The sequence below is a fragment of the Pseudomonas sp. SM4 genome (assembly GCF_051913165.1).
Classification (GTDB): Bacteria; Pseudomonadota; Gammaproteobacteria; order Pseudomonadales; family Pseudomonadaceae; genus Aquipseudomonas.
The window spans coordinates 255,569-274,856 of record NZ_JBODOE010000007.1 but is presented as its reverse complement, the minus strand read 5'-3'; the positions used below and the strand labels follow the sequence as shown (position 1 = coordinate 274,856).

The 19,288-nt window shown below is 57.7% G+C and carries 15 protein-coding genes; 14 read left to right on the top strand and 1 reads right to left on the bottom strand.

All coding sequences use genetic code 11. The features are described from left to right. Positions 1 to 181 precede the first annotated feature (181 nt). Positions 182 to 493: a DUF485 domain-containing protein gene (locus ACQ4MY_RS15670; RefSeq protein ID WP_008087300.1), complete on the top strand. Its 312-nt coding sequence runs from the start codon at positions 182 to 184 to the stop codon at positions 491 to 493. Next, a complete protein-coding gene (locus tag ACQ4MY_RS15665) occupies positions 490 to 2,148 on the top strand; it encodes a cation acetate symporter (RefSeq protein ID WP_440095744.1) in 1,659 nt (552 codons plus the stop codon). The genes ACQ4MY_RS15670 and ACQ4MY_RS15665 overlap by 4 nt, the downstream gene beginning before the upstream one ends. An 853-nt stretch (positions 2,149 to 3,001) precedes the next feature. Here ACQ4MY_RS15665 and gltA read toward each other — a convergent pair. Beyond that, positions 3,002 to 4,291 carry a citrate synthase gene (gene gltA, locus ACQ4MY_RS15660; protein WP_008077946.1) on the bottom strand — a complete coding sequence of 430 codons (1,290 nt, stop codon included), beginning with the start codon at positions 4,289 to 4,291 and terminating at the stop codon, positions 3,002 to 3,004. 362 nt (positions 4,292 to 4,653) lie between these two features. Here gltA and sdhC point away from each other — a divergent pair, with 362 nt between their 5' ends. From sdhC to ACQ4MY_RS15600, 12 genes are all read left to right on the top strand, one after another. Then, positions 4,654 to 5,028: a succinate dehydrogenase, cytochrome b556 subunit gene (gene sdhC / locus ACQ4MY_RS15655; RefSeq protein ID WP_045122948.1), complete on the top strand. Its 375-nt coding sequence runs from the start codon at positions 4,654 to 4,656 to the stop codon at positions 5,026 to 5,028. Next, positions 5,022 to 5,390 carry a succinate dehydrogenase, hydrophobic membrane anchor protein gene (gene sdhD / locus ACQ4MY_RS15650; protein WP_007977503.1) on the top strand — a complete coding sequence of 123 codons (369 nt, stop codon included), beginning with the start codon at positions 5,022 to 5,024 and terminating at the stop codon, positions 5,388 to 5,390. Before sdhC ends, sdhD begins: the two co-directional genes overlap by 7 nt. A gap of 3 nt (positions 5,391 to 5,393) precedes the next feature. Further along, positions 5,394 to 7,166, top strand: coding sequence for a succinate dehydrogenase flavoprotein subunit (gene sdhA / locus ACQ4MY_RS15645; RefSeq protein ID WP_008077944.1), 1,773 nt, complete (start codon positions 5,394 to 5,396; stop codon positions 7,164 to 7,166). Positions 7,167 to 7,177: 11 nt separating this feature from the next. Beyond that, the gene (locus ACQ4MY_RS15640) at positions 7,178 to 7,882 is read left to right on the top strand and encodes a succinate dehydrogenase iron-sulfur subunit (RefSeq protein ID WP_008077942.1); all 705 of its coding nucleotides are present in this window, start codon (positions 7,178 to 7,180) and stop codon (positions 7,880 to 7,882) included. A 251-nt stretch (positions 7,883 to 8,133) separates the two neighbouring features. After that, on the top strand, positions 8,134 to 10,965 hold the full coding sequence (locus ACQ4MY_RS15635; RefSeq protein ID WP_440095743.1) for a 2-oxoglutarate dehydrogenase E1 component: 2,832 nt from the start codon (positions 8,134 to 8,136) through the stop codon (positions 10,963 to 10,965). A 42-nt stretch (positions 10,966 to 11,007) separates the two neighbouring features. Next, complete coding sequence (gene odhB / locus ACQ4MY_RS15630) at positions 11,008 to 12,228, top strand: 2-oxoglutarate dehydrogenase complex dihydrolipoyllysine-residue succinyltransferase (RefSeq protein WP_053118490.1); 1,221 nt, start codon at positions 11,008 to 11,010, stop codon at positions 12,226 to 12,228. Between the two features lie 109 nt (positions 12,229 to 12,337). Further along, on the top strand, positions 12,338 to 13,774 hold the full coding sequence (lpdA, locus tag ACQ4MY_RS15625; RefSeq protein ID WP_008082973.1) for a dihydrolipoyl dehydrogenase: 1,437 nt from the start codon (positions 12,338 to 12,340) through the stop codon (positions 13,772 to 13,774). Positions 13,775 to 13,973: 199 nt separating this feature from the next. Beyond that, positions 13,974 to 15,140 (top strand): ADP-forming succinate--CoA ligase subunit beta, encoded by a 1,167-nt coding sequence (sucC, locus tag ACQ4MY_RS15620; RefSeq protein ID WP_007919879.1) that lies wholly within the window; start codon positions 13,974 to 13,976, stop codon positions 15,138 to 15,140. Beyond that, the gene (gene sucD / locus ACQ4MY_RS15615) at positions 15,140 to 16,021 is read left to right on the top strand and encodes a succinate--CoA ligase subunit alpha (protein WP_008082972.1); all 882 of its coding nucleotides are present in this window, start codon (positions 15,140 to 15,142) and stop codon (positions 16,019 to 16,021) included. The genes sucC and sucD overlap by 1 nt, the downstream gene beginning before the upstream one ends. A gap of 447 nt (positions 16,022 to 16,468) precedes the next feature. Further along, on the top strand, positions 16,469 to 17,782 hold the full coding sequence (brnQ, locus tag ACQ4MY_RS15610) for a branched-chain amino acid transport system II carrier protein (protein WP_008082971.1): 1,314 nt from the start codon (positions 16,469 to 16,471) through the stop codon (positions 17,780 to 17,782). A 255-nt stretch (positions 17,783 to 18,037) separates the two neighbouring features. Further along, positions 18,038 to 18,775 carry a DUF599 domain-containing protein gene (locus tag ACQ4MY_RS15605; protein ID WP_440095742.1) on the top strand — a complete coding sequence of 246 codons (738 nt, stop codon included), beginning with the start codon at positions 18,038 to 18,040 and terminating at the stop codon, positions 18,773 to 18,775. Continuing rightward, positions 18,775 to 19,176 carry an MAPEG family protein gene (locus ACQ4MY_RS15600; protein WP_008082968.1) on the top strand — a complete coding sequence of 134 codons (402 nt, stop codon included), beginning with the start codon at positions 18,775 to 18,777 and terminating at the stop codon, positions 19,174 to 19,176. Before ACQ4MY_RS15605 ends, ACQ4MY_RS15600 begins: the two co-directional genes overlap by 1 nt. Positions 19,177 to 19,288: the final 112 nt, after the last annotated feature.

The following is a 19,288-nucleotide window of genomic DNA, read 5'->3' as shown; positions in this document are numbered from 1 at the left end:
GACTAATCAGTTGACTGACACGACGCCATCGCTGGCAAGCCAGCTCCCACAGGTTTTTGTGTGTGCTGAAAAATGGCGAATACGTCATGGCGTTCTACTACTAAGGTCGTCTGTTACCGCGCTCGCAGCCGCATACATTAGCTATGTTCCAACAATAATTTGTGCTGCGAGGATAAAAACAATGAACGACAGCATTTACCTCTCGATTCAAAACAGTCCCCGATTCAAGGAGCTGGTTCAGAAAAGGGAACGATTCGCCTGGATTCTCTCGGCAATCATGCTCGGGCTTTACTCTGGCTTCATCCTTTTGATCGCTTACGGGCCGCACATACTGGGAGCGAAACTCAGTCCTGAGTCTTCGATTACCTGGGGTATTCCGATCGGTGTCGGGCTGATTCTTTCGGCATTCATCCTCACCGGGATCTACGTGCGCCGCGCCAATGGCGAGTTTGACGACCTGAACAATGCGATTCTCAAGGAGGCTCAGCAATGATCCGGCGTCTACTGGCTCTATTGAGTGTTGCGGCTTTCGCGCCGAGTGTCTGGGCGGCTGACGCGTTGACGGGGGAGGTGGCCAAACAGCCGCTGAACATCCCTGCGATCCTGATGTTCGTGGCCTTCGTTGGCGCGACGCTGTACATCACCTACTGGGCCTCGAAGAAAAACAACTCGGCGGCCGACTACTATGCGGCGGGCGGCAAGATCACCGGTTTCCAGAATGGTCTGGCGATTGCCGGTGACTACATGTCGGCGGCGTCCTTCCTGGGGATTTCGGCGCTGGTGTTCACCTCCGGCTACGATGGCCTGATCTACTCGATCGGCTTCCTGGTGGGCTGGCCGATCATTCTGTTCCTGATCGCCGAGCGTCTGCGTAACCTGGGTAAATACACTTTTGCCGACGTGGCGTCCTACCGCCTTGGGCAAACCCAGATCCGCACCCTGTCTGCCTGCGGTTCGCTGGTGGTGGTGGCGTTCTACCTGATCGCGCAAATGGTCGGTGCCGGCAAGTTGATCCAGCTGCTGTTCGGTCTGGACTACCACGTTGCGGTGATTCTGGTCGGTGTGCTGATGTGCATGTACGTGCTGTTTGGCGGCATGCTGGCAACCACTTGGGTGCAGATCATCAAGGCTGTGTTGTTGCTGTCCGGTGCCTCGTTCATGGCGCTGATGGTGATGAAGCACGTCGGCTTCGACTTCAACACGCTGTTCTCCGAGGCGATCAAGGTTCACGCCAAAGGCGAAGCGATCATGAGCCCGGGCGGTCTGGTCAAGGATCCGATTTCGGCCTTCTCGCTGGGTCTGGCGCTGATGTTCGGTACGGCTGGCCTGCCACACATTCTGATGCGCTTCTTCACCGTGAGTGACGCAAAAGAAGCTCGCAAGAGCGTTCTGTACGCAACCGGTTTCATTGGCTACTTCTACATTCTGACTTTCATCATCGGCTTCGGCGCGATCCTGCTGGTCAGCACTAACCCGGCCTTCAAAGATGCTGCTGGCGCGCTGTTGGGCGGCAACAACATGGCGGCGGTGCATCTGGCCAATGCGGTTGGTGGCAGTATCTTCCTCGGCTTTATCTCGGCGGTGGCGTTCGCGACCATTCTGGCGGTTGTGGCAGGCCTGACGCTGGCCGGTGCTTCGGCGGTGTCTCACGACCTGTATGCCAGTGTGATCAAGAAGGGCAAGGCGAACGAGAAGGACGAGATTCGTGTCTCGAAGATCACCACCATTGCCTTGGCGGTGCTGGCGATTGGCTTGGGCATCCTCTTCGAAAGCCAGAACATTGCGTTCATGGTGGGCCTGGCGTTCTCGATTGCGGCGAGCTGTAACTTCCCGGTGCTGCTGCTTTCGATGTACTGGAAGAAGCTGACCACGCGTGGCGCGATGATTGGCGGCTGGTTGGGGTTGATCAGTGCTGTAGGCCTGATGATTCTTGGCCCAACCATCTGGGTGCAGATTCTGCATCATGAGAAGGCGATCTTCCCTTACGAGTATCCGGCGCTGTTTTCGATGATCATTGCCTTTGTCGGGATCTGGTTCTTCTCGATTACTGACAAGTCGGCGGCTGCGGATAAGGAACGCGCGCTGTTCTTCCCGCAGTTTGTGCGTTCGCAGACTGGGTTGGGGGCGAGTGGGGCGGTTTCGCATTGATGGTTTGATGGTTTTGTAATGTTGTGCTGAATGCCCCGGTTGAGAGATCGGGGCATTTTTATTGGGCGGTTATCGGGCAGGCCGTGTTTTTTGTGCGGTTTGTGTCCATATCCGTTGCTGCGGTTAGGGCTGCTTAGGGTTCCGCCCTTACGGCGGGTCACCTTTTCCAAACGCCGAAAAGGTAACCCAAAAGGCTTGCTCCTACGTGCGGCCCGCTCGCTGGGGCTCGGGGTTCCTTCGCTCCGGGATCGATCCGGGCGCAGCGCCTACGGTTTGCTTCGCTGCACCTCCTCTCGCTGTGTTTGGCTGCGCCAAACGGTCGCTGCGCTCCCACGCCCGGATCAATCCCTCCACTCAGCCTTCCGACGTCGCCCGTGGATCAAGATCAAAAGCTGCAGCCGAGCTAACGCTCATCCTGTGTAGGAGCTGCCGAAGGCTGCGATCTTTTGATCTGCTTTGGCTTTGGCTTTGGTTTTTGATCTTTTGCCCCATCGGCAGGCCGAGCGAAGGTGTTCATCCGGGGGTTAGGCGCGCAGCGCCGTGCGGCGAAGCCGCATACATCGAGAGGAGGTGCAGCGAAGCAAACCGTAGGCGATGCCCCCGGATGGACACCGTAGCGAGGGAACACTGAGCCTCAGCGAAGTGCCGTACGCCAGGGGCAAAGCCTTTTGGTTCCTTTTTGGCGTTTGAAAAAGGGACTCGCTGTAAGAGCGAAACCGCCAGTGGCAGCTCCCGCAACAACGGATATGCCCCCAAATCCCAAATCCCAAACCCAAACAAACAAACAAAAACGGCCCCTATATAAATAGAGGCCGTTCCCGGTACAACTTAAGACGTTATCGCAAGACAGGTCTTATTTGCGGTCTTCCAGCTTGGTCAGATCACGCGACTCATAACCGGTATACAACTGGCGCGGACGGCCAATCTTGTACGGGCTGGAGAGCATCTCTTTCCAGTGCGAAATCCAGCCGACAGTACGTGCGAGGGCGAAGATCACAGTGAACATGCTGGTAGGAATGCCGATCGCCTTGAGGATAATCCCCGAGTAGAAGTCGACGTTCGGGTACAGCGAGCGTTCGATGAAGTACGGATCGGTCAGGGCGATCTCTTCCAGGCGCATGGCCAGTTCGAGTTGCTTGTCGTCCTTGATGCCCAGTTCCTTCAACACTTCGTCGCAGGTCTGCTTCATCACGGTGGCACGCGGATCGCGGTTTTTGTAAACGCGGTGACCGAAGCCCATCAGTTTGAACGGATCGTTCTTGTCCTTGGCCTTGGCGATGAACTTGTCGATGTTCGACACATCGCCAATCTCGTCAAGCATGGTCAACACGGCTTCGTTCGCACCGCCGTGGGCAGGGCCCCACAGTGCGGCGATGCCGGCGGCGATACAGGCGAACGGGTTCGCACCCGAAGAGCCGGCCAGACGCACGGTGGAGGTCGAAGCGTTCTGCTCGTGGTCGGCGTGGAGGATGAAAATCCGGTCCATGGCCTTGGCGAGTACCGGGCTGATCGGTTTGATCTCGCACGGGGTGTTGAACATCATGTGCAGGAAGTTTTCCGCGTACGTCAGGTCGTTGCGCGGGTACATCATGGGTTGGCCCATGGAGTACTTGTAAACCATCGCTGCCAGGGTCGGCATCTTGGCAACCAGGCGGATCGCGGAGATTTCGCGATGCTGCGGGTTATTGATGTCCAGGGAGTCGTGGTAGAAGGCCGAGAGGGCGCCGACTACACCGCACATGACGGCCATCGGGTGGGCGTCGCGACGGAAACCGTTGAAGAAGGTTTTCAACTGCTCGTGAACCATGGTGTGGTTTTTCACGGTGCTGACGAACTGGGCCTTCTGTTCTGCAGTCGGCAATTCGCCGTTGAGCAGCAGGTAGCAGGTTTCCAGGTAGTCCGACTTTTCAGCCAGCTGTTCGATCGGGTAGCCGCGGTGCAACAGAATGCCGTTGTCGCCGTCAATATAGGTGATCTTCGATTCGCACGAAGCGGTCGACATGAAACCCGGGTCGAAAGTGAAGCGGCCCGTGGCCGTCAGGCCCCGAACATCGATTACATCGGGACCAACGGTGCCGGTTAAAATGGGCAGCTCGACGGGGGCTGCGCCCTCGATGATCAACTGCGCTTTTTTGTCAGCCATGTGGCCTCCTATTTATGCTTGAACCATCAGACAGACCCCCCACGCAGGGCCCGCACCACTATAGTGAGATAAATTCGAATGTCAATTTGCCTAAAGTCTTGCTCCAGAAGGCTTTAAGCGCACTTTTTCCTCGAAATTGCCTGCCATTTACGCCTTTTATTCGACTTGTGCAATCAGCTATTTGGGGTAGGTGATTGCGTTGTCATTAGTAGCCTAACTGTCTATACTCGGCCACCGACCGCCAAGGGCTTTTGGGCCTGCTTTATTGGGGGTCGCATCCCTGGGTGGTGGTTACCTGACCAGTGCACTCCCCAACAACTTTGCCCTGATTGTTAGGGGCTCTTCAGTGTGAAAAAAAAGCCGTGAAAAGCCAACGACCTGTAAACCTAGACCTAAGGACCATCAAACTCCCCATCACCGGCGTTACGTCGTTTCTTCACCGTGTTTCCGGCATCATCCTCTTCCTGGGCCTTGGCTTCATGCTTTATGCATTGGGCAAATCCCTGGGTTCCGAGGAAGGTTTTGCCGAAGTGAAGGCATGCTTGACCAGCCCGCTGGCCAAGTTCGTAGCATGGGGCCTCCTGTCCGCTCTGCTGTATCACTTGGTAGCCGGTGTGCGCCACTTGATCATGGACATGGGCATCGGTGAGACGCTGGAAGGCGGCCGCCTGGGCTCGAAAATCATCATCGCCATTTCCGTGGTGCTGATCGTTCTGGCAGGAGTTTGGATATGGTAACCAGCGTTACGAACCTTTCGCGTTCGGGCCTCTATGACTGGATGGCGCAACGTGTGTCTGCGGTTGTTCTCGCGGCTTATTTCATCTTCCTGATCGGATACCTTGCAGCGAATCCGGGCATTGGCTACGACCAGTGGCACGGCCTGTTCGCTCACAACGGGATGCGTATCTTCAGTCTGCTGGCCCTCGTTGCCCTTGGCGCTCACGCCTGGGTCGGCATGTGGACCATCGCGACCGACTACCTGACGCCGATGGCGCTGGGCAAGTCCGCGACTGCAGTACGTTTCCTTTTCCAGGCAGTATGCGGCGTCGCGATGTTCGCTTACTTCGTCTGGGGTGTGCAGATTCTCTGGGGTATCTGATTCATGGCTAACATTCCAACGATTTCTTTCGACGCCATCATTATTGGTGGTGGCGGTGCCGGCATGCGCGCTGCGCTGCAACTGGCACAGGGCGGTCACAAGACTGCCGTGATCACCAAGGTTTTCCCGACCCGTTCGCACACTGTTTCCGCTCAGGGCGGCATCACTTGCGCAATCGCGTCCGCTGACCCGAACGATGACTGGCGCTGGCACATGTACGATACCGTCAAGGGTTCCGACTACATCGGTGACCAGGACGCTATCGAATACATGTGTCAGGAAGGCCCGGCTGCTGTTTATGAGCTGGACCACATGGGCATGCCGTTCTCGCGTACCGAACAGGGTCGTATCTACCAGCGTCCGTTCGGCGGTCAGTCCAAGGATTACGGCAAAGGCGGGCAGGCTGCCCGTACGTGCGCCGCTTCCGACCGTACCGGTCACGCGCTGCTGCACACCCTTTATCAGGGCAACCTGAAAGCTGGTACCACGTTCCTGAACGAGTACTACGCTGTCGATCTGGTGAAAAACCAGGAAGGCGACTTCGTCGGTGTGATCGCGATCTGCATCGAAACCGGCGAAACCACCTACATCCGCGCCAAAGCCACCGTATTGGCTACCGGCGGTGCAGGTCGTATCTACGCGTCCACCACCAACGCCCTGATCAACACCGGTGACGGCGTTGGCATGGCTCTGCGTGCTGGTGTGCCGGTACAAGACATCGAAATGTGGCAGTTCCACCCGACCGGCATCGCCGGCGCCGGTGTACTGGTTACAGAAGGTTGCCGTGGTGAAGGTGGTTACCTGATCAACAAGCACGGCGAGCGTTTCATGGAGCGTTATGCTCCGAACGCCAAAGACCTTGCCGGTCGTGACGTTGTTGCTCGCTCGATGGTTAAAGAAATCATCGCTGGCAACGGTTGCGGCCCGAATGGCGACCACGTACTGCTTAAACTCGACCACCTGGGCGAAGAAGTACTGCACAGCCGTCTGCCAGGCATCTGCGAACTGTCGAAGACTTTCGCTCACGTTGACCCGGTTGTTGCTCCGGTTCCGGTTGTTCCGACTTGCCACTATATGATGGGCGGCGTTGCCACCAACATTCATGGTCAGGCGATCACCCAGGACGCTGAAGGCGTCGACAAGATCATCCCGGGCCTGTTCGCTGTAGGCGAAGTGGCTTGCGTATCGGTTCACGGTGCCAACCGTCTGGGCGGCAACTCGCTGCTCGACCTGGTGGTATTCGGCCGCGCTGCCGGCCTGCACCTGGAAAAGGCGCTGACCGACGGCATCGAATACGACGACGCTACCGAAGCCGACATCGAAGCTGCCCTGTCGCGTCTGAACGCGCTGAACAGCCGTACCGACGGTGAAGACGTGGCAACCCTGCGTCGCGAGCTGCAGAACTGCATGCAGAACTATTTCGGTGTATTCCGTACTGGCGAATACATGCAGAAAGGTATCGCTCAGCTTGCTGACCTGCGTACCCGCATCGCCAACGTGAAAATCAACGATAAGTCGCAGGCGTTCAACACTGCTCGTATCGAAGCGCTGGAACTGCAGAACCTGCTGGAAGTGGCTGAAGCTACCGCCATCGCCGCTGAAGTCCGCAAAGAGTCGCGCGGTGCTCACGCCCGTGAAGACTTCGAAGACCGTGACGACGAAAACTGGCTGTGCCACACCCTGTACTTCCCGGGTGACAAGCGCGTCACCAAGCGTGCCGTGAACTTCTCGCCGAAGACTGTTCCGACTTTTGAACCTAAGATTCGGACTTATTAAGGGTGGCCGCCATGTTGCAAGTCAGCGTTTATCGTTACAACCCTGATCAGGACGCAGCGCCGTTCATGCAGGAATTCCAGATCGATACCGGTGGTAAAGATCTGATGGTGCTGGACGTACTGGCCCTGATCAAAGAGCAGGACGAGGGTTTCTCCTATCGTCGCTCTTGCCGTGAAGGTGTTTGCGGTTCCGACGGCATGAACATCAACGGCAAGAACGGTCTGGCGTGCATCACGCCGCTGTCCGCCGTTGTAAAAGGTAACAAGTTGGTTGTTCGTCCGCTGCCAGGTTTGCCGGTTATCCGTGACCTGGTCGTCGATATGAGCATCTTCTACAAGCAATACGAAAAGGTGAAGCCTTACCTGCAGAACGACACGCCGGCTCCGGCCATCGAGCGTCTGCAGTCGCCAGAAGAGCGCGAAAAGCTCGACGGTCTGTACGAGTGCATCCTGTGCGCTTGCTGCTCGACCTCTTGCCCGTCCTTCTGGTGGAATCCGGACAAGTTCCTGGGTCCAGCTGCACTGCTGCAAGCTTATCGCTTCCTGGCAGACAGCCGTGACACCAAGACCAACGAGCGTCTGGCTTCACTCGATGACCCGTTCAGCGTCTTCCGCTGCCGGGGCATCATGAACTGCGTCAACGTATGTCCGAAAGGCCTGAACCCGACTAAGGCCATCGGTCACATCCGTAACATGCTGCTTTCAAGCGGCGTGTGATTCAGCTGCTGTAACCGCTGTACCGTAGAGGCTGTGGCGCGGGCTTCAACCCGCGTCATGGCTATAACCAGAGCAGTAGCCACAAGCTGCCGCTCTTATTTTGAAGAAATGAGACAAGCAGGGGCATCCGGGCTGGTACCCGGACTATCAGTGTGATCCTAAGTGGCTTGTTTTAGTCGCTGCATTCGGACTTCTGCAAGTTTGCTCGGTGTCGACATCGATGGTGTTCCCCTAACCGAGGGTGACCAAGCATGCAAGAAAGCGTGATGCAGCGCATGTGGAACAGCGCCTACCTTTCAGGTGGAAACGCTGCCTATGTGGAAGAGCTTTATGAGCTCTACCTGCACGACCCTAACGCTGTGCCAGAAGAGTGGCGCACCTACTTTCAGAAGTTGCCTGCCGACGGCAACTCTGCCACTGATGTTTCGCACTCCACAATTCGCGATCATTTCGTGCTGCTGGCAAAGAACCAGCGCCGCGCCCAACCGGTTTCCGCCGGCAGCGTGAGCAGTGAGCACGAGAAGAAGCAAGTTGAAGTGCTGCGATTGATCCAGGCCTACCGTATGCGTGGCCACCAGGCAGCCCAGCTTGACCCGCTGGGGCTGTGGCAGCGTCCTGCACCTGCAGACCTGTCGATCAATCATTACGGCTTGACCAATGCCGATCTTGATACGACCTTCCGTGCCGGCGACCTGTTCATCGGCAAAGAGGAAGCGAGCCTACGCGAAATTCACGAAGCGTTGCAGCAGACATATTGCCGCACCATCGGCGCTGAATTTACGCACATCACCGATTCCGAGCAGCGCCAGTGGTTCCAGCAGCGTCTGGAAAGCGTGCGTGGTCGTCCGACGTACTCCGCCGACATCAAGAGCCACCTGCTTGAGCGCGTGACTGCCGGTGAAGGCCTGGAAAAATACCTGGGCACCAAATACCCGGGCACCAAGCGTTTCGGTCTGGAAGGCGGCGAAAGCCTGATTCCGATGCTCGACGAACTGATCCAGCGTTCCGGTTCCTACGGCACCAAGGAAGTCGTCATCGGCATGGCCCACCGTGGCCGTCTGAACGTACTGGTCAACACCTTCGGCAAGAACCCGCGTGAGCTGTTCGACGAGTTCGAAGGCAAGAAGAAGGTCGAGCTGGGTTCCGGTGACGTTAAATACCACCAGGGCTTCTCGTCCAACGTGATGACCGCCGGCGGTGAAGTTCACCTGGCCATGGCGTTCAACCCGTCCCACCTGGAAATCGTTTCCCCGGTGGTAGAAGGTTCGGTGCGCGCCCGTCAGGATCGTCGTAACGACCCGACCGGTGAGAAGGTTCTGCCGATCTCCATCCACGGTGACGCTGCTTTCGCAGGTCAGGGCGTGGTCATGGAAACCTTCCAGATGTCGCAGACCCGCGGTTTCAAGACCGGCGGTACCGTGCACATCGTGATCAACAACCAGGTTGGTTTCACCATCAGCAACCCGCTGGATTCGCGTTCCACCGAGTACGCCACCGACGTTGCCAAGATGATCCAGGCGCCGATCCTCCATGTGAATGGTGATGATCCGGAAGCCGTGTTGTTCGTGACCCAGCTGGCTATCGACTACCGCATGCAGTTCAAGCGTGACGTGGTGATCGACCTGGTCTGCTACCGTCGTCGCGGCCACAACGAAGCTGACGAGCCAAGCGGCACCCAGCCTCTGATGTATCAGCAGATCACCAAACAGCGCACCACCCGTGAGCTGTACGCTGATCGTCTGACCCAGGGCGGTGTGCTCGACGCAGAGCGTGTTCAGGCGAAAGTCGACGAATACCGCAACGCGCTGGACAACGGTCTGCACGTAGTGAAATCGCTGGTCAAAGAGCCGAACAAAGAGTTGTTCGTCGACTGGCGTCCGTATCTGGGCCACGCCTGGACTGCGCGTCACGACACGCGTTTCGATCTGAAGACCCTGCAAGAACTGTCCGCCAAGCTGCTGGAAATTCCGGAAGGCTTCGTGGTTCAGCGTCAGGTTGCGAAGATCTACGAAGACCGTCAGAAAATGCAAGCCGGCGGCCTGCCGATCAACTGGGGTTACGCCGAAACCATGGCGTACGCGACCCTGGCGTTTGAAGGTCACCCGATTCGCATGACTGGTCAGGACATCGGCCGCGGTACGTTCTCGCACCGTCACGCTGTGCTGCACAACCAGAAAGACGCGGGCACCTACATTCCGCTGGCGCACTTGTACGACGGTCAGCCACGCTTTGACCTGTACGACTCGTTCCTGTCGGAAGAAGCGGTACTGGCATTCGAATACGGTTACTCGACCACCACGCCAGACGCGCTGGTGATCTGGGAAGCCCAGTTCGGCGACTTCGCCAACGGTGCACAGGTTGTGATCGACCAGTTCATCACCAGCGGCGAGCACAAGTGGGGCCGTCTCTGCGGTCTGACCATGTTGCTGCCACACGGTTACGAAGGTCAGGGCCCTGAGCACAGCTCGGCACGTCTTGAGCGTTACCTGCAGCTGTGCGCCGAGCACAACATTCAGGTAGCGGTACCGACCACGCCAGCACAGATCTACCACTTGCTGCGTCGTCAGGTGATTCGTCCGCTGCGCAAACCGTTGATCGTGCTGACACCGAAGTCGCTGCTGCGCCACAAGCTGGCCATCTCGACCCTGGAAGATCTGGCCGAAGGTTCGTTCCAGACCGTGATCCCGGAAATCGATGCCCTGGACCCGAAAAAGGTCGAGCGTGTGGTTCTGTGTAGCGGCAAGGTCTACTACGACCTGCTGGAAAAACGCCGTGCCGAAGGCCGTGAAGATATTGCCATCGTGCGTATCGAGCAGCTGTACCCATTCCCTGAGGACGACTTGAAAGAAGTCCTGGCTCCGTACACCAACGTCAAAAATGCCGTTTGGTGTCAGGAAGAGCCGATGAACCAGGGCGCCTGGTACTGCAGCCAACACCACTTGCGTCGCAGCATCGGGAACCTCGACAAGTCTCTCGTACTTGAGTACGCGGGCCGTGAGGCTTCTGCTGCACCTGCTTGTGGTTACGCATCGATGCACGCCGAGCAGCAGGAAAAACTCCTGCAAGACGCGTTTACCATTTAACGCCTTCGCGCACCTGAAACCGAATTTAAGGAACTACAGATAATGGCTATCGAGATCAAAGCCCCCACTTTCCCGGAATCGGTTGCCGATGGCACCGTTGCCACCTGGCACAAACAACCGGGCGACGCCGTCAAGCGTGACGACCTGATCGTCGACATCGAAACTGACAAAGTCGTACTGGAAGTTCTGGCTACCGCCGACGGCGTGCTGGGCGCAATCGTCAAGAACGAAGGCGACACCGTTCTGTCCGACGAAGTGCTGGGCTCCATCGAAGCGGGCGGCGCTGCTGCCGCTGCTCCAGCCGCCGCTGCTGCTCCGGCCGCTGCCGCTGCTCCAGCTGCTGCTGAAGGCGAAGACGATCCTGTTGCTGCTCCTGCTGCGCGCAAGCTGGCTGAAGAAAACGGCATCAACATCGCTTCCGTTGCCGGCACCGGCAAGGGCGGTCGTGTGACCAAGGAAGACGTAGTCGCTGCTGTTGCTGCCAAGAAAGCCGCTCCGGCTGCCGCGCCTGCCAAGGCTGCTGCTCCTTCGGCCGCCGCTCCTGTGTTCGCCGCTGGCGACCGCATCGAGAAGCGCGTACCGATGACCCGCGTTCGCGCCACCGTGGCCAAGCGTCTGGTTGAAGCTCAGTCGAACATGGCGATGCTGACCACTTTCAACGAAGTCGACATGACTGAAGTCATGGCCCTGCGTTCGAAGTACAAGGATCTGTTCGAGAAGTCCCACAACGGCGTACGCCTGGGCTTCATGTCGTTCTTCGTGAAAGCGGCTACCGAAGCACTGAAACGCTTCCCGGCTGTTAACGCATCGATCGACGGCGCTGACATCGTTTACCACGGCTACGCGGACATCGGCGTTGCCGTTTCCAGCGACCGTGGCCTGGTTGTTCCGGTTCTGCGTAACGCCGAACTGATGAGCCTGGCTGAAATCGAAGGCGGCATCGCAACATTCGGCAAAAAAGCCCGTGACGGCAAACTGTCGATGGACGAGATGACCGGTGGTACCTTCACCATCACCAACGGTGGTACCTTCGGTTCGATGATGTCGACCCCGATCGTCAACCCGCCGCAGGCAGCGATTCTGGGCATGCACAACATCATCCAGCGTCCTATGGCCATCAACGGTCAGGTCGTTATCCGTCCGATGATGTACCTGGCACTGTCCTACGATCACCGTCTGATCGATGGCAAAGAAGCTGTGACCTTCCTGGTGACCATCAAGAACCTGCTGGAAGATCCGGCGCGTCTGTTGCTGGATATCTAAAAAACAGCGGCAAGCTTCAAGTTTCAAGCCACAAGCTCAAAGCGAGCGGGGTGGGCTTGGAGCTTGTCGCTTGCGGCTTGTAGCTTTATTGCTAAAGAGGATTTTTTGAATGTCGCAGAAATTTGACGTAGTAGTGATCGGTGCTGGCCCTGGTGGCTACGTGGCTGCCATCAAGGCGGCGCAGCTGGGTCTGACCACTGCCTGCATCGAGAAGTACACCGACGCAGAAGGCAAGCAAGCCCTGGGCGGCACCTGCCTGAACGTGGGCTGCATTCCTTCCAAGGCGCTGCTCGACAGCTCCTGGAAATACAAGGAAGCGAAAGAAAGCTTCAACGTTCACGGTATCTCGACTGGCGAAGTCAAAATGGACGTCGCTGCGATGGTTGGCCGCAAGGCTGGCATCGTCAAGAACCTGACCGGCGGCGTTGCCACCCTGTTCAAGGCCAACGGCGTTACTTCGATCCAGGGCCACGGCAAACTGCTGGCTGGCAAGAAAGTCGAAGTCACCAAGCCAGACGGCTCGGTTGAAATCATCGAAGCTGAAAACGTGATCCTGGCTCCAGGCTCGCGTCCAATCGACATTCCACCGGCTCCGGTTGATCAGAACGTCATCGTCGATTCGACTGGCGCTCTGGAATTCCAGACCGTACCTAAACGTCTGGGCGTGATCGGCGCTGGAGTGATCGGCCTGGAACTGGGTTCGGTCTGGTCGCGTCTGGGTTCGGAAGTGGTTGTCCTCGAAGCACTGGACACCTTCCTGATGGCAGCGGACACCGCTGTTTCCAAGGAAGCACTGAAAACCCTGACCAAACAAGGTCTGGACATCAAACTGGGCGCTCGCGTGACCGGCTCGAAAGTGAACGGCGACGAAGTCGTTGTGAACTACACCGATGCCAACGGCGAACAGACCATCACTTTCGACAAGCTGATCGTAGCCGTTGGTCGCCGTCCGGTGACCACTGATCTGCTGGCTTCCGACAGCGGCGTGACCCTCGACGAGCGCGGTTTCGTGCACGTTGACGATCACTGCGCGACCACCGTACCGGGCGTTTTCGCCATCGGTGACGTGGTTCGCGGCATGATGCTGGCGCACAAAGCTTCGGAAGAAGGCATCATGGTTGTCGAGCGCATCAAGGGCCACAAAGCCCAGATGAACTATGACCTGATCCCTTCGGTTATTTATACTCACCCGGAAATCGCGTGGGTTGGCAAAACCGAGCAGGCCTTGAAAGCTGAAGGCGTTGAAGTTAACGTCGGCACCTTCCCGTTCGCCGCTTCCGGCCGTGCCATGGCCGCCAACGATACCGGTGGTTTCGTCAAGGTCATCGCTGATGCCAAGACTGACCGCGTATTGGGCGTGCACGTGATTGGCCCGAGCGCTGCAGAACTGGTTCAGCAGGGCGCGATCGGTATGGAATTCGGCACCAGCGCTGAAGACCTGGGCATGATGGTTTTCTCCCATCCGACCCTGTCTGAAGCCTTGCACGAAGCTGCTTTGGCGGTGAATGGCGGCGCCATCCACATTGCCAACCGCAAAAAGCGTTAACAGACAATAAGAAACCACGGCGGTAACGGCCCGTCGTGAGCCTTGCGAGCAAGTCTCACCGCGGAATGTCCGCTGGACGCAGTCTTGCGTAGTTGCACCGGGTATCCGGAAAGGCTACGCAAGCAGCAGTCACAGGTGGCGCGGCACTCAATCGAGCGCAGCGCCGAATGCGCAGTACCTAACGAAGACGGTAAAAAGCATGAATCTTCACGAGTATCAGGGTAAGCAGCTGTTCGCTGAATACGGCCTGCCAGTTTCCACTGGTTACGCAGTAGACACCCCGGAAGCAGCAGCAGAAGCTTGCGACAAAATCGGCGGCAGTGAGTGGGTTGTCAAAGCCCAGGTCCACGCTGGTGGTCGCGGTAAAGCGGGCGGCGTCAAGCTGGTTCGCAGCAAAGAAGACGCCAAAGCCTTCGCACAGCAGTGGCTGGGCAAGCGTCTGGTGACTTACCAGACTGACGCCAATGGCCAGCCAGTCACCAAGATCCTGGTTGAATCGTGCACTGATATCGCTAAAGAGCTGTACCTGGGCGCTGTCGTTGACCGTTCGAGCCGTCGCATCGTGTTCATGGCTTCCACCGAAGGTGGCGTGGACATCGAGAAAATCGCTCACGACACTCCAGAAAAAATTCTCAAGGCCACTATCGATCCACTGGTTGGCGCTCAGCCATTCCAGGGTCGCGAGCTGGCATTCCAGCTGGGTCTGGAAGGCAAGCAGGTTGCTCAGTTCGCCAAGATCTTCGTAGGTCTGGCCAAGCTGTTCAAGGATCACGACCTGGCTCTGCTGGAAGTGAACCCGCTGGTGATCAAGGCTGACGGCGATCTGCACTGCCTGGACGCCAAGATCAACATCGACGCCAACGCAATGTACCGTCAGCCTAAGCTGAAGACTTTCCACGATCCGTCGCAAGACGATCCGCGCGAAGCGCACGCTGCCAAGTTCGAACTGAACTACGTAGCACTGGAAGGCAACATCGGCTGCATGGTCAACGGTGCTGGCCTGGCCATGGGTACCATGGACATCGTCAACCTGCATGGCGGCAAGCCAGCCAACTTCCTCGACGTAGGTGGTGGCGCTACCAAAGAACGCGTAACTGAAGCGTTCAAGATCATCCTGTCCGACACCAACGTCGCTGCAGTACTGGTCAACATCTTCGGCGGCATCGTTCGCTGCGACATGATTGCCGAAGGCATCATCGGCGCTGTGAAAGAAGTCGGCGTGAAAATCCCGGTTGTTGTTCGCCTTGAAGGCAACAACGCTGAGCTGGGCGCTAAAGTACTGGCAGAAAGCGGTTTGAACATCATCGCTGCTACCAGCCTGACCGACGCTGCTCAACAAGTTGTCAAAGCTGCGGAGGGCAAATAATGAGCGTCCTGATCAATAAAGACACCAAAGTTATCTGCCAGGGTATTACCGGTTCGCAAGGTAGTTTCCACACCCAGCAAGCCATCGAATACGGCACCAAGATGGTTGGTGGCGTTACGCCTGGCAAAGGCGGCACCGAACACCTGGGTCTGCCAGTGTTCAACACCGTTAAAGACGCAGTAGAAGCCACTGGCGCTACCGCATCCGTGATCTACGTTCCGGCTCCTTTCTGCAAAGATTCGATCCTGGAAGCGGCATTCGGCGGCATCAAGCTGATCGTCTGCATCACCGAAGGCATTCCTACCCTGGACATGCTGGACGCTAAAGTTAAGTGCGACGAGCTGGGCGTAGTCCTGATCGGCCCTAACTGCCCAGGCGTTATCACTCCGGGCGAGTGCAAGATCGGCATCATGCCAGGTCACATTCACTTGCCAGGCAAGGTCGGTATCGTTTCGCGTTCCGGCACCCTGACCTACGAAGCTGTGAAGCAGACCACTGACGCCGGTTTCGGTCAGTCGACTTGCGTCGGCATCGGTGGTGACCCGATCCCGGGTTCGAACTTCATCGACATCCTGAAGCTGTTCCAGGAAGACCCGAAGACCGAAGCGATCGTCATGATCGGTGAGATCGGCGGTTCGGCTGAAGAAGAAGCGGCTGCCTACATCAAGGCACACGTGACCAAGCCGGTTGTTTCCTACATCGCTGGTGTGACTGCTCCTCCGGGCAAGCGCATGGGCCATGCTGGCGCAATCATCTCTGGCGGCAAAGGCACTGCAGACGAGAAATTCGCTGCACTGCAAGACGCAGGCGTTAAAACCGTGCGTTCGCTGGCAGACATCGGCAAGGCCCTGGCCGAGCTGACCGGTTGGGCTGTCAAGTAAGCCTCGCGCTTAGCTGACGCTTCACCAAACAAAGGCCACCTTCGGGTGGCCTTTGTCGTTTCTGCAGATCAGAAGATCAAAAGATCGCAGCCTTCGGCAGCTCCTACATGGAATTGCATTTTCAGGGCGAACGGTCGGAATGCATTCATGGCCGGCAACTATCATTCCATGTAGGAGCTGCCGCAGGCTGCGATCTTTTGATCTTTGCCATCCCAACGAAAAATAGATACGTAAACGCGACACAAAAACGTCGCGTATCGGATAGTTCGCCCTCTAACAGTGCGTTTGTAAGCCAAATTCGTTAGGCTAGCAGCCATTTTTGCGTCTGCCGCCCACAAGGCATGCAACGCGCTTTAAGGGTCAGTCCCATACGGATCGACAGCATTTCCCTAATTACACAGGGCAATCCCCCTCTAAATTCCGATTCAGTAGTGTGGTATTACCTTAATGAAAGTTTTGAAAGGTCAGGACATCCTGGCACTTGGCTTTATGACATTTGCCCTGTTCGTTGGGGCCGGCAACATCATCTTCCCGCCGATCGTTGGCTTGCAGGCCGGACCTCACGTCTGGATGGCCGCGCTGGGCTTCCTGATCACCGCAGTGGGTCTGCCGGTGATCACCGTCGTTGCACTGGCCAAGGTCGGTGGGGCGATGGACGCGCTGAGCAGCCCGATCGGCAAGGTCGCCGGCGGCATTCTGGCGGCTGCATGCTACCTGGCGGTCGGCCCGTTGTTTGCCACCCCGCGTACCGCGACCGTTTCGTTTGAAGTGGGCCTGGCGCCGCTGACCGGTGAAAGCCCGCTGGCGCTGTTCCTCTACAGCTCGGTGTACTTCCTGCTGGTGTTCTTCATCTCGCTCTACCCTGGGCGTTTGCTCGACACCGTCGGCCGTTTCCTCGCGCCGCTGAAGATCATCGCGCTGGCAGTGCTCGGCATCGCTGCATTCGCCTTGCCGGCCGGTGACATCGGTCACGGCACGCCGGAATACGTCGCGGCGCCGTTCTCCCAGGGGTTCATCAATGGTTACTTGACCATGGATACCCTCGGCGCGCTGGTGTTCGGTATTGTCATCGTCAACGCGATCCGTTCCCGTGGCGTCGAGTCGCCGAAGTTGATCACCCGTTACGCGATCATCGCCGGGTTGATTGCCGGTGTCGGTCTGGCGCTGGTGTACATCAGCCTGTTCCGCCTCGGTTCCGGCAGCCATGAAGTGGCCGTCGGTGCAACCAACGGTGCAGCGGTATTGCACGCTTACGTGCAGCACACCTTCGGTTCGCTGGGCAGCGGTTTCCTCGCGGTGCTGATCTCGCTGGCCTGTCTGGTGACGGCGGTCGGCCTGACCTGCGCCTGTGCCGAATACTTCAGCCGCGTGCTGCCGCTGTCGTACAAGACCCTGGTGATCATCCTTGCAGCGTTCTCGTTGCTGGTATCCAACCTCGGCCTGACCAAGCTGATCGCCTTCTCCATTCCGGTGCTGACGGCGATTTACCCGCCATGCATCGTTCTGGTGGCGCTGAGCTTCTGCAAAGACTTCTGGCATGAACACGGGCGTATTCTCGGCCCGGTGATGCTGGTGTCGTTCCTGTTCGGCAGTATTGATGCGCTGAAAGGCGCCGGACTGGCTGACTGGATGCCGACGCAGCTGTCGCACCTGCCGCTGAGCGAGCAAGGTCTGGCGTGGTTGGTGCCGTGCGTGATGACCCTGGTCGTTGCAGTGGTTTGCGATCGCCTGCTGGGCAAGCGCAGCGAAGCGGTTGCCTGACGTTGGCTGACCCGCCACAAGCGGGTCTTCAGCGCTTAAACAGAAATGCCCCGTATCAAACGATACGGGGCATTTTTTATGGGCGTCAGGCAGTGTCTTTTTCCCTAGGCTAACGTCGAAGAACTGCATCGCTTTTATGTAGGAGTGAGCCTGCTCGCGATAGCGGTGTGTCAGGTAACTTCAATGGTGACTGACACACCGCTTTCGCGAGCAGGCTCACTCCTACAGGTACAGCATCTATATTCAAGGAATTGCATGTCGTTCATCCAAGCCAATCTGATCCACCTGCTTGCCGCGTGCTGGTTTGTCATCTGCTGGGGCGGTTACACCCGTTATGCCTCGTGGAAGGGCCGCGACACCGCGTGCCTGGCCAGCGTGCTGCACTTGTACCGCGAAGACTGGATGCGCCGCATGCTGCTGCGTGACAACCGCATCGCCGACGCCAGCGTGATCGGCAATCTGGAGCGCAACGCCTCGTTCTTCGCCTCCAGCACGTTGATCATCCTCGCCGGCATTCTCACCGTACTCGGCGCATCCGAGCGCGCGGTGTCGTTGCTCGCAGACATTCCGATGGTGCAACAGGCCTCGCAAGGCATGTCGGAGATCAAGCTGTTGTGCCTGGCGATGGTGTTCGTCTACGCGTTCTTCACCTTCAGCTGGTGCATGCGCCAGTACAACTTCGCGGCGGTGCTGGTCGGTTCGGCGCCGATGATCGGTGAGCGGCATGTCTCCGAGCAGGAGCGCAAGGCGTTCGCTGCGCGGGCGGCGCGGGTGATTTCGATGGCGGCCAACCAGTTCAACTTCGGCCTGCGCTCCTACTACTTCGGCATGACCATGCTGGCGTGGTTCGTCAGCCCATGGCTGTTCATGTTGATGAGCGCCGGTGTGGTGTTGGTGCTGTACCGACGCGAGTTTCATTCCGACGTTCTCGATGTAATGGTCTATACCCCTACAGAGGCGCCTCTCCCTGAGGCGAACAAAGAGGTCGTTTGATGAGTATTCCGTTCTGGTGTGTGTTTATCAGTGCATTGTTGATTTATATCGCGCGCCTGCCGGTGGGCAAGGCGATGAAAGAGCAGGGCGGTTACAACAATCACCTGCCGCGCCAGCAACAGGCGCAACTGACCGGTTACGGCGCGCGGGCGCTGGCGGCGCACCAGAACAGCATCGAGGCATTCATTTTGTTTGCGGTGGGTGTGCTGATGGCGCACACCACCCAAACGGCGGGATGGTTGATTGATACATTGGCGATCGTCTTTGTCATCGCGCGAATCATCTATTTGTGGTTCTACCTCGCCGATCTGCCCAAATTGCGCAGTCTGGTGTGGCTGGTCGGTCTGGTGTGTTCGTTGTTGCTGATGGTCAGTCCGACGTTCAGAACGGTATTGCTCTGAGCAAAGAGCTGCCGGCCAGACAGGCTATTGGGCATCAGCCGAGTGTCGTTGTAACATCCGGCGTCGGTTTTTCATGGAAGGCAGTTCTTGAACGGATTTCAATCGCGTAGAT

Coding starts and splice junctions, on each gene's coding strand:
- sucD (WP_008082972.1), top strand. CDS start 15,140: ATGAGCGTCCTGATCAATAAAGACACCAAAGTTATCTGCCAGGGTATT.
- odhB (WP_053118490.1), top strand. CDS start 11,008: ATGGCTATCGAGATCAAAGCCCCCACTTTCCCGGAATCGGTTGCCGAT.
- ACQ4MY_RS15670 (WP_008087300.1), top strand. CDS start 182: ATGAACGACAGCATTTACCTCTCGATTCAAAACAGTCCCCGATTCAAG.
- lpdA (WP_008082973.1), top strand. CDS start 12,338: ATGTCGCAGAAATTTGACGTAGTAGTGATCGGTGCTGGCCCTGGTGGC.
- ACQ4MY_RS15635 (WP_440095743.1), top strand. CDS start 8,134: ATGCAAGAAAGCGTGATGCAGCGCATGTGGAACAGCGCCTACCTTTCA.
- gltA (WP_008077946.1), bottom strand. CDS start 4,291: ATGGCTGACAAAAAAGCGCAGTTGATCATCGAGGGCGCAGCCCCCGTC.
- ACQ4MY_RS15600 (WP_008082968.1), top strand. CDS start 18,775: ATGAGTATTCCGTTCTGGTGTGTGTTTATCAGTGCATTGTTGATTTAT.
- brnQ (WP_008082971.1), top strand. CDS start 16,469: ATGAAAGTTTTGAAAGGTCAGGACATCCTGGCACTTGGCTTTATGACA.
- sucC (WP_007919879.1), top strand. CDS start 13,974: ATGAATCTTCACGAGTATCAGGGTAAGCAGCTGTTCGCTGAATACGGC.
- ACQ4MY_RS15665 (WP_440095744.1), top strand. CDS start 490: ATGATCCGGCGTCTACTGGCTCTATTGAGTGTTGCGGCTTTCGCGCCG.
- ACQ4MY_RS15605 (WP_440095742.1), top strand. CDS start 18,038: ATGTCGTTCATCCAAGCCAATCTGATCCACCTGCTTGCCGCGTGCTGG.
- sdhD (WP_007977503.1), top strand. CDS start 5,022: ATGGTAACCAGCGTTACGAACCTTTCGCGTTCGGGCCTCTATGACTGG.
- sdhA (WP_008077944.1), top strand. CDS start 5,394: ATGGCTAACATTCCAACGATTTCTTTCGACGCCATCATTATTGGTGGT.
- ACQ4MY_RS15640 (WP_008077942.1), top strand. CDS start 7,178: ATGTTGCAAGTCAGCGTTTATCGTTACAACCCTGATCAGGACGCAGCG.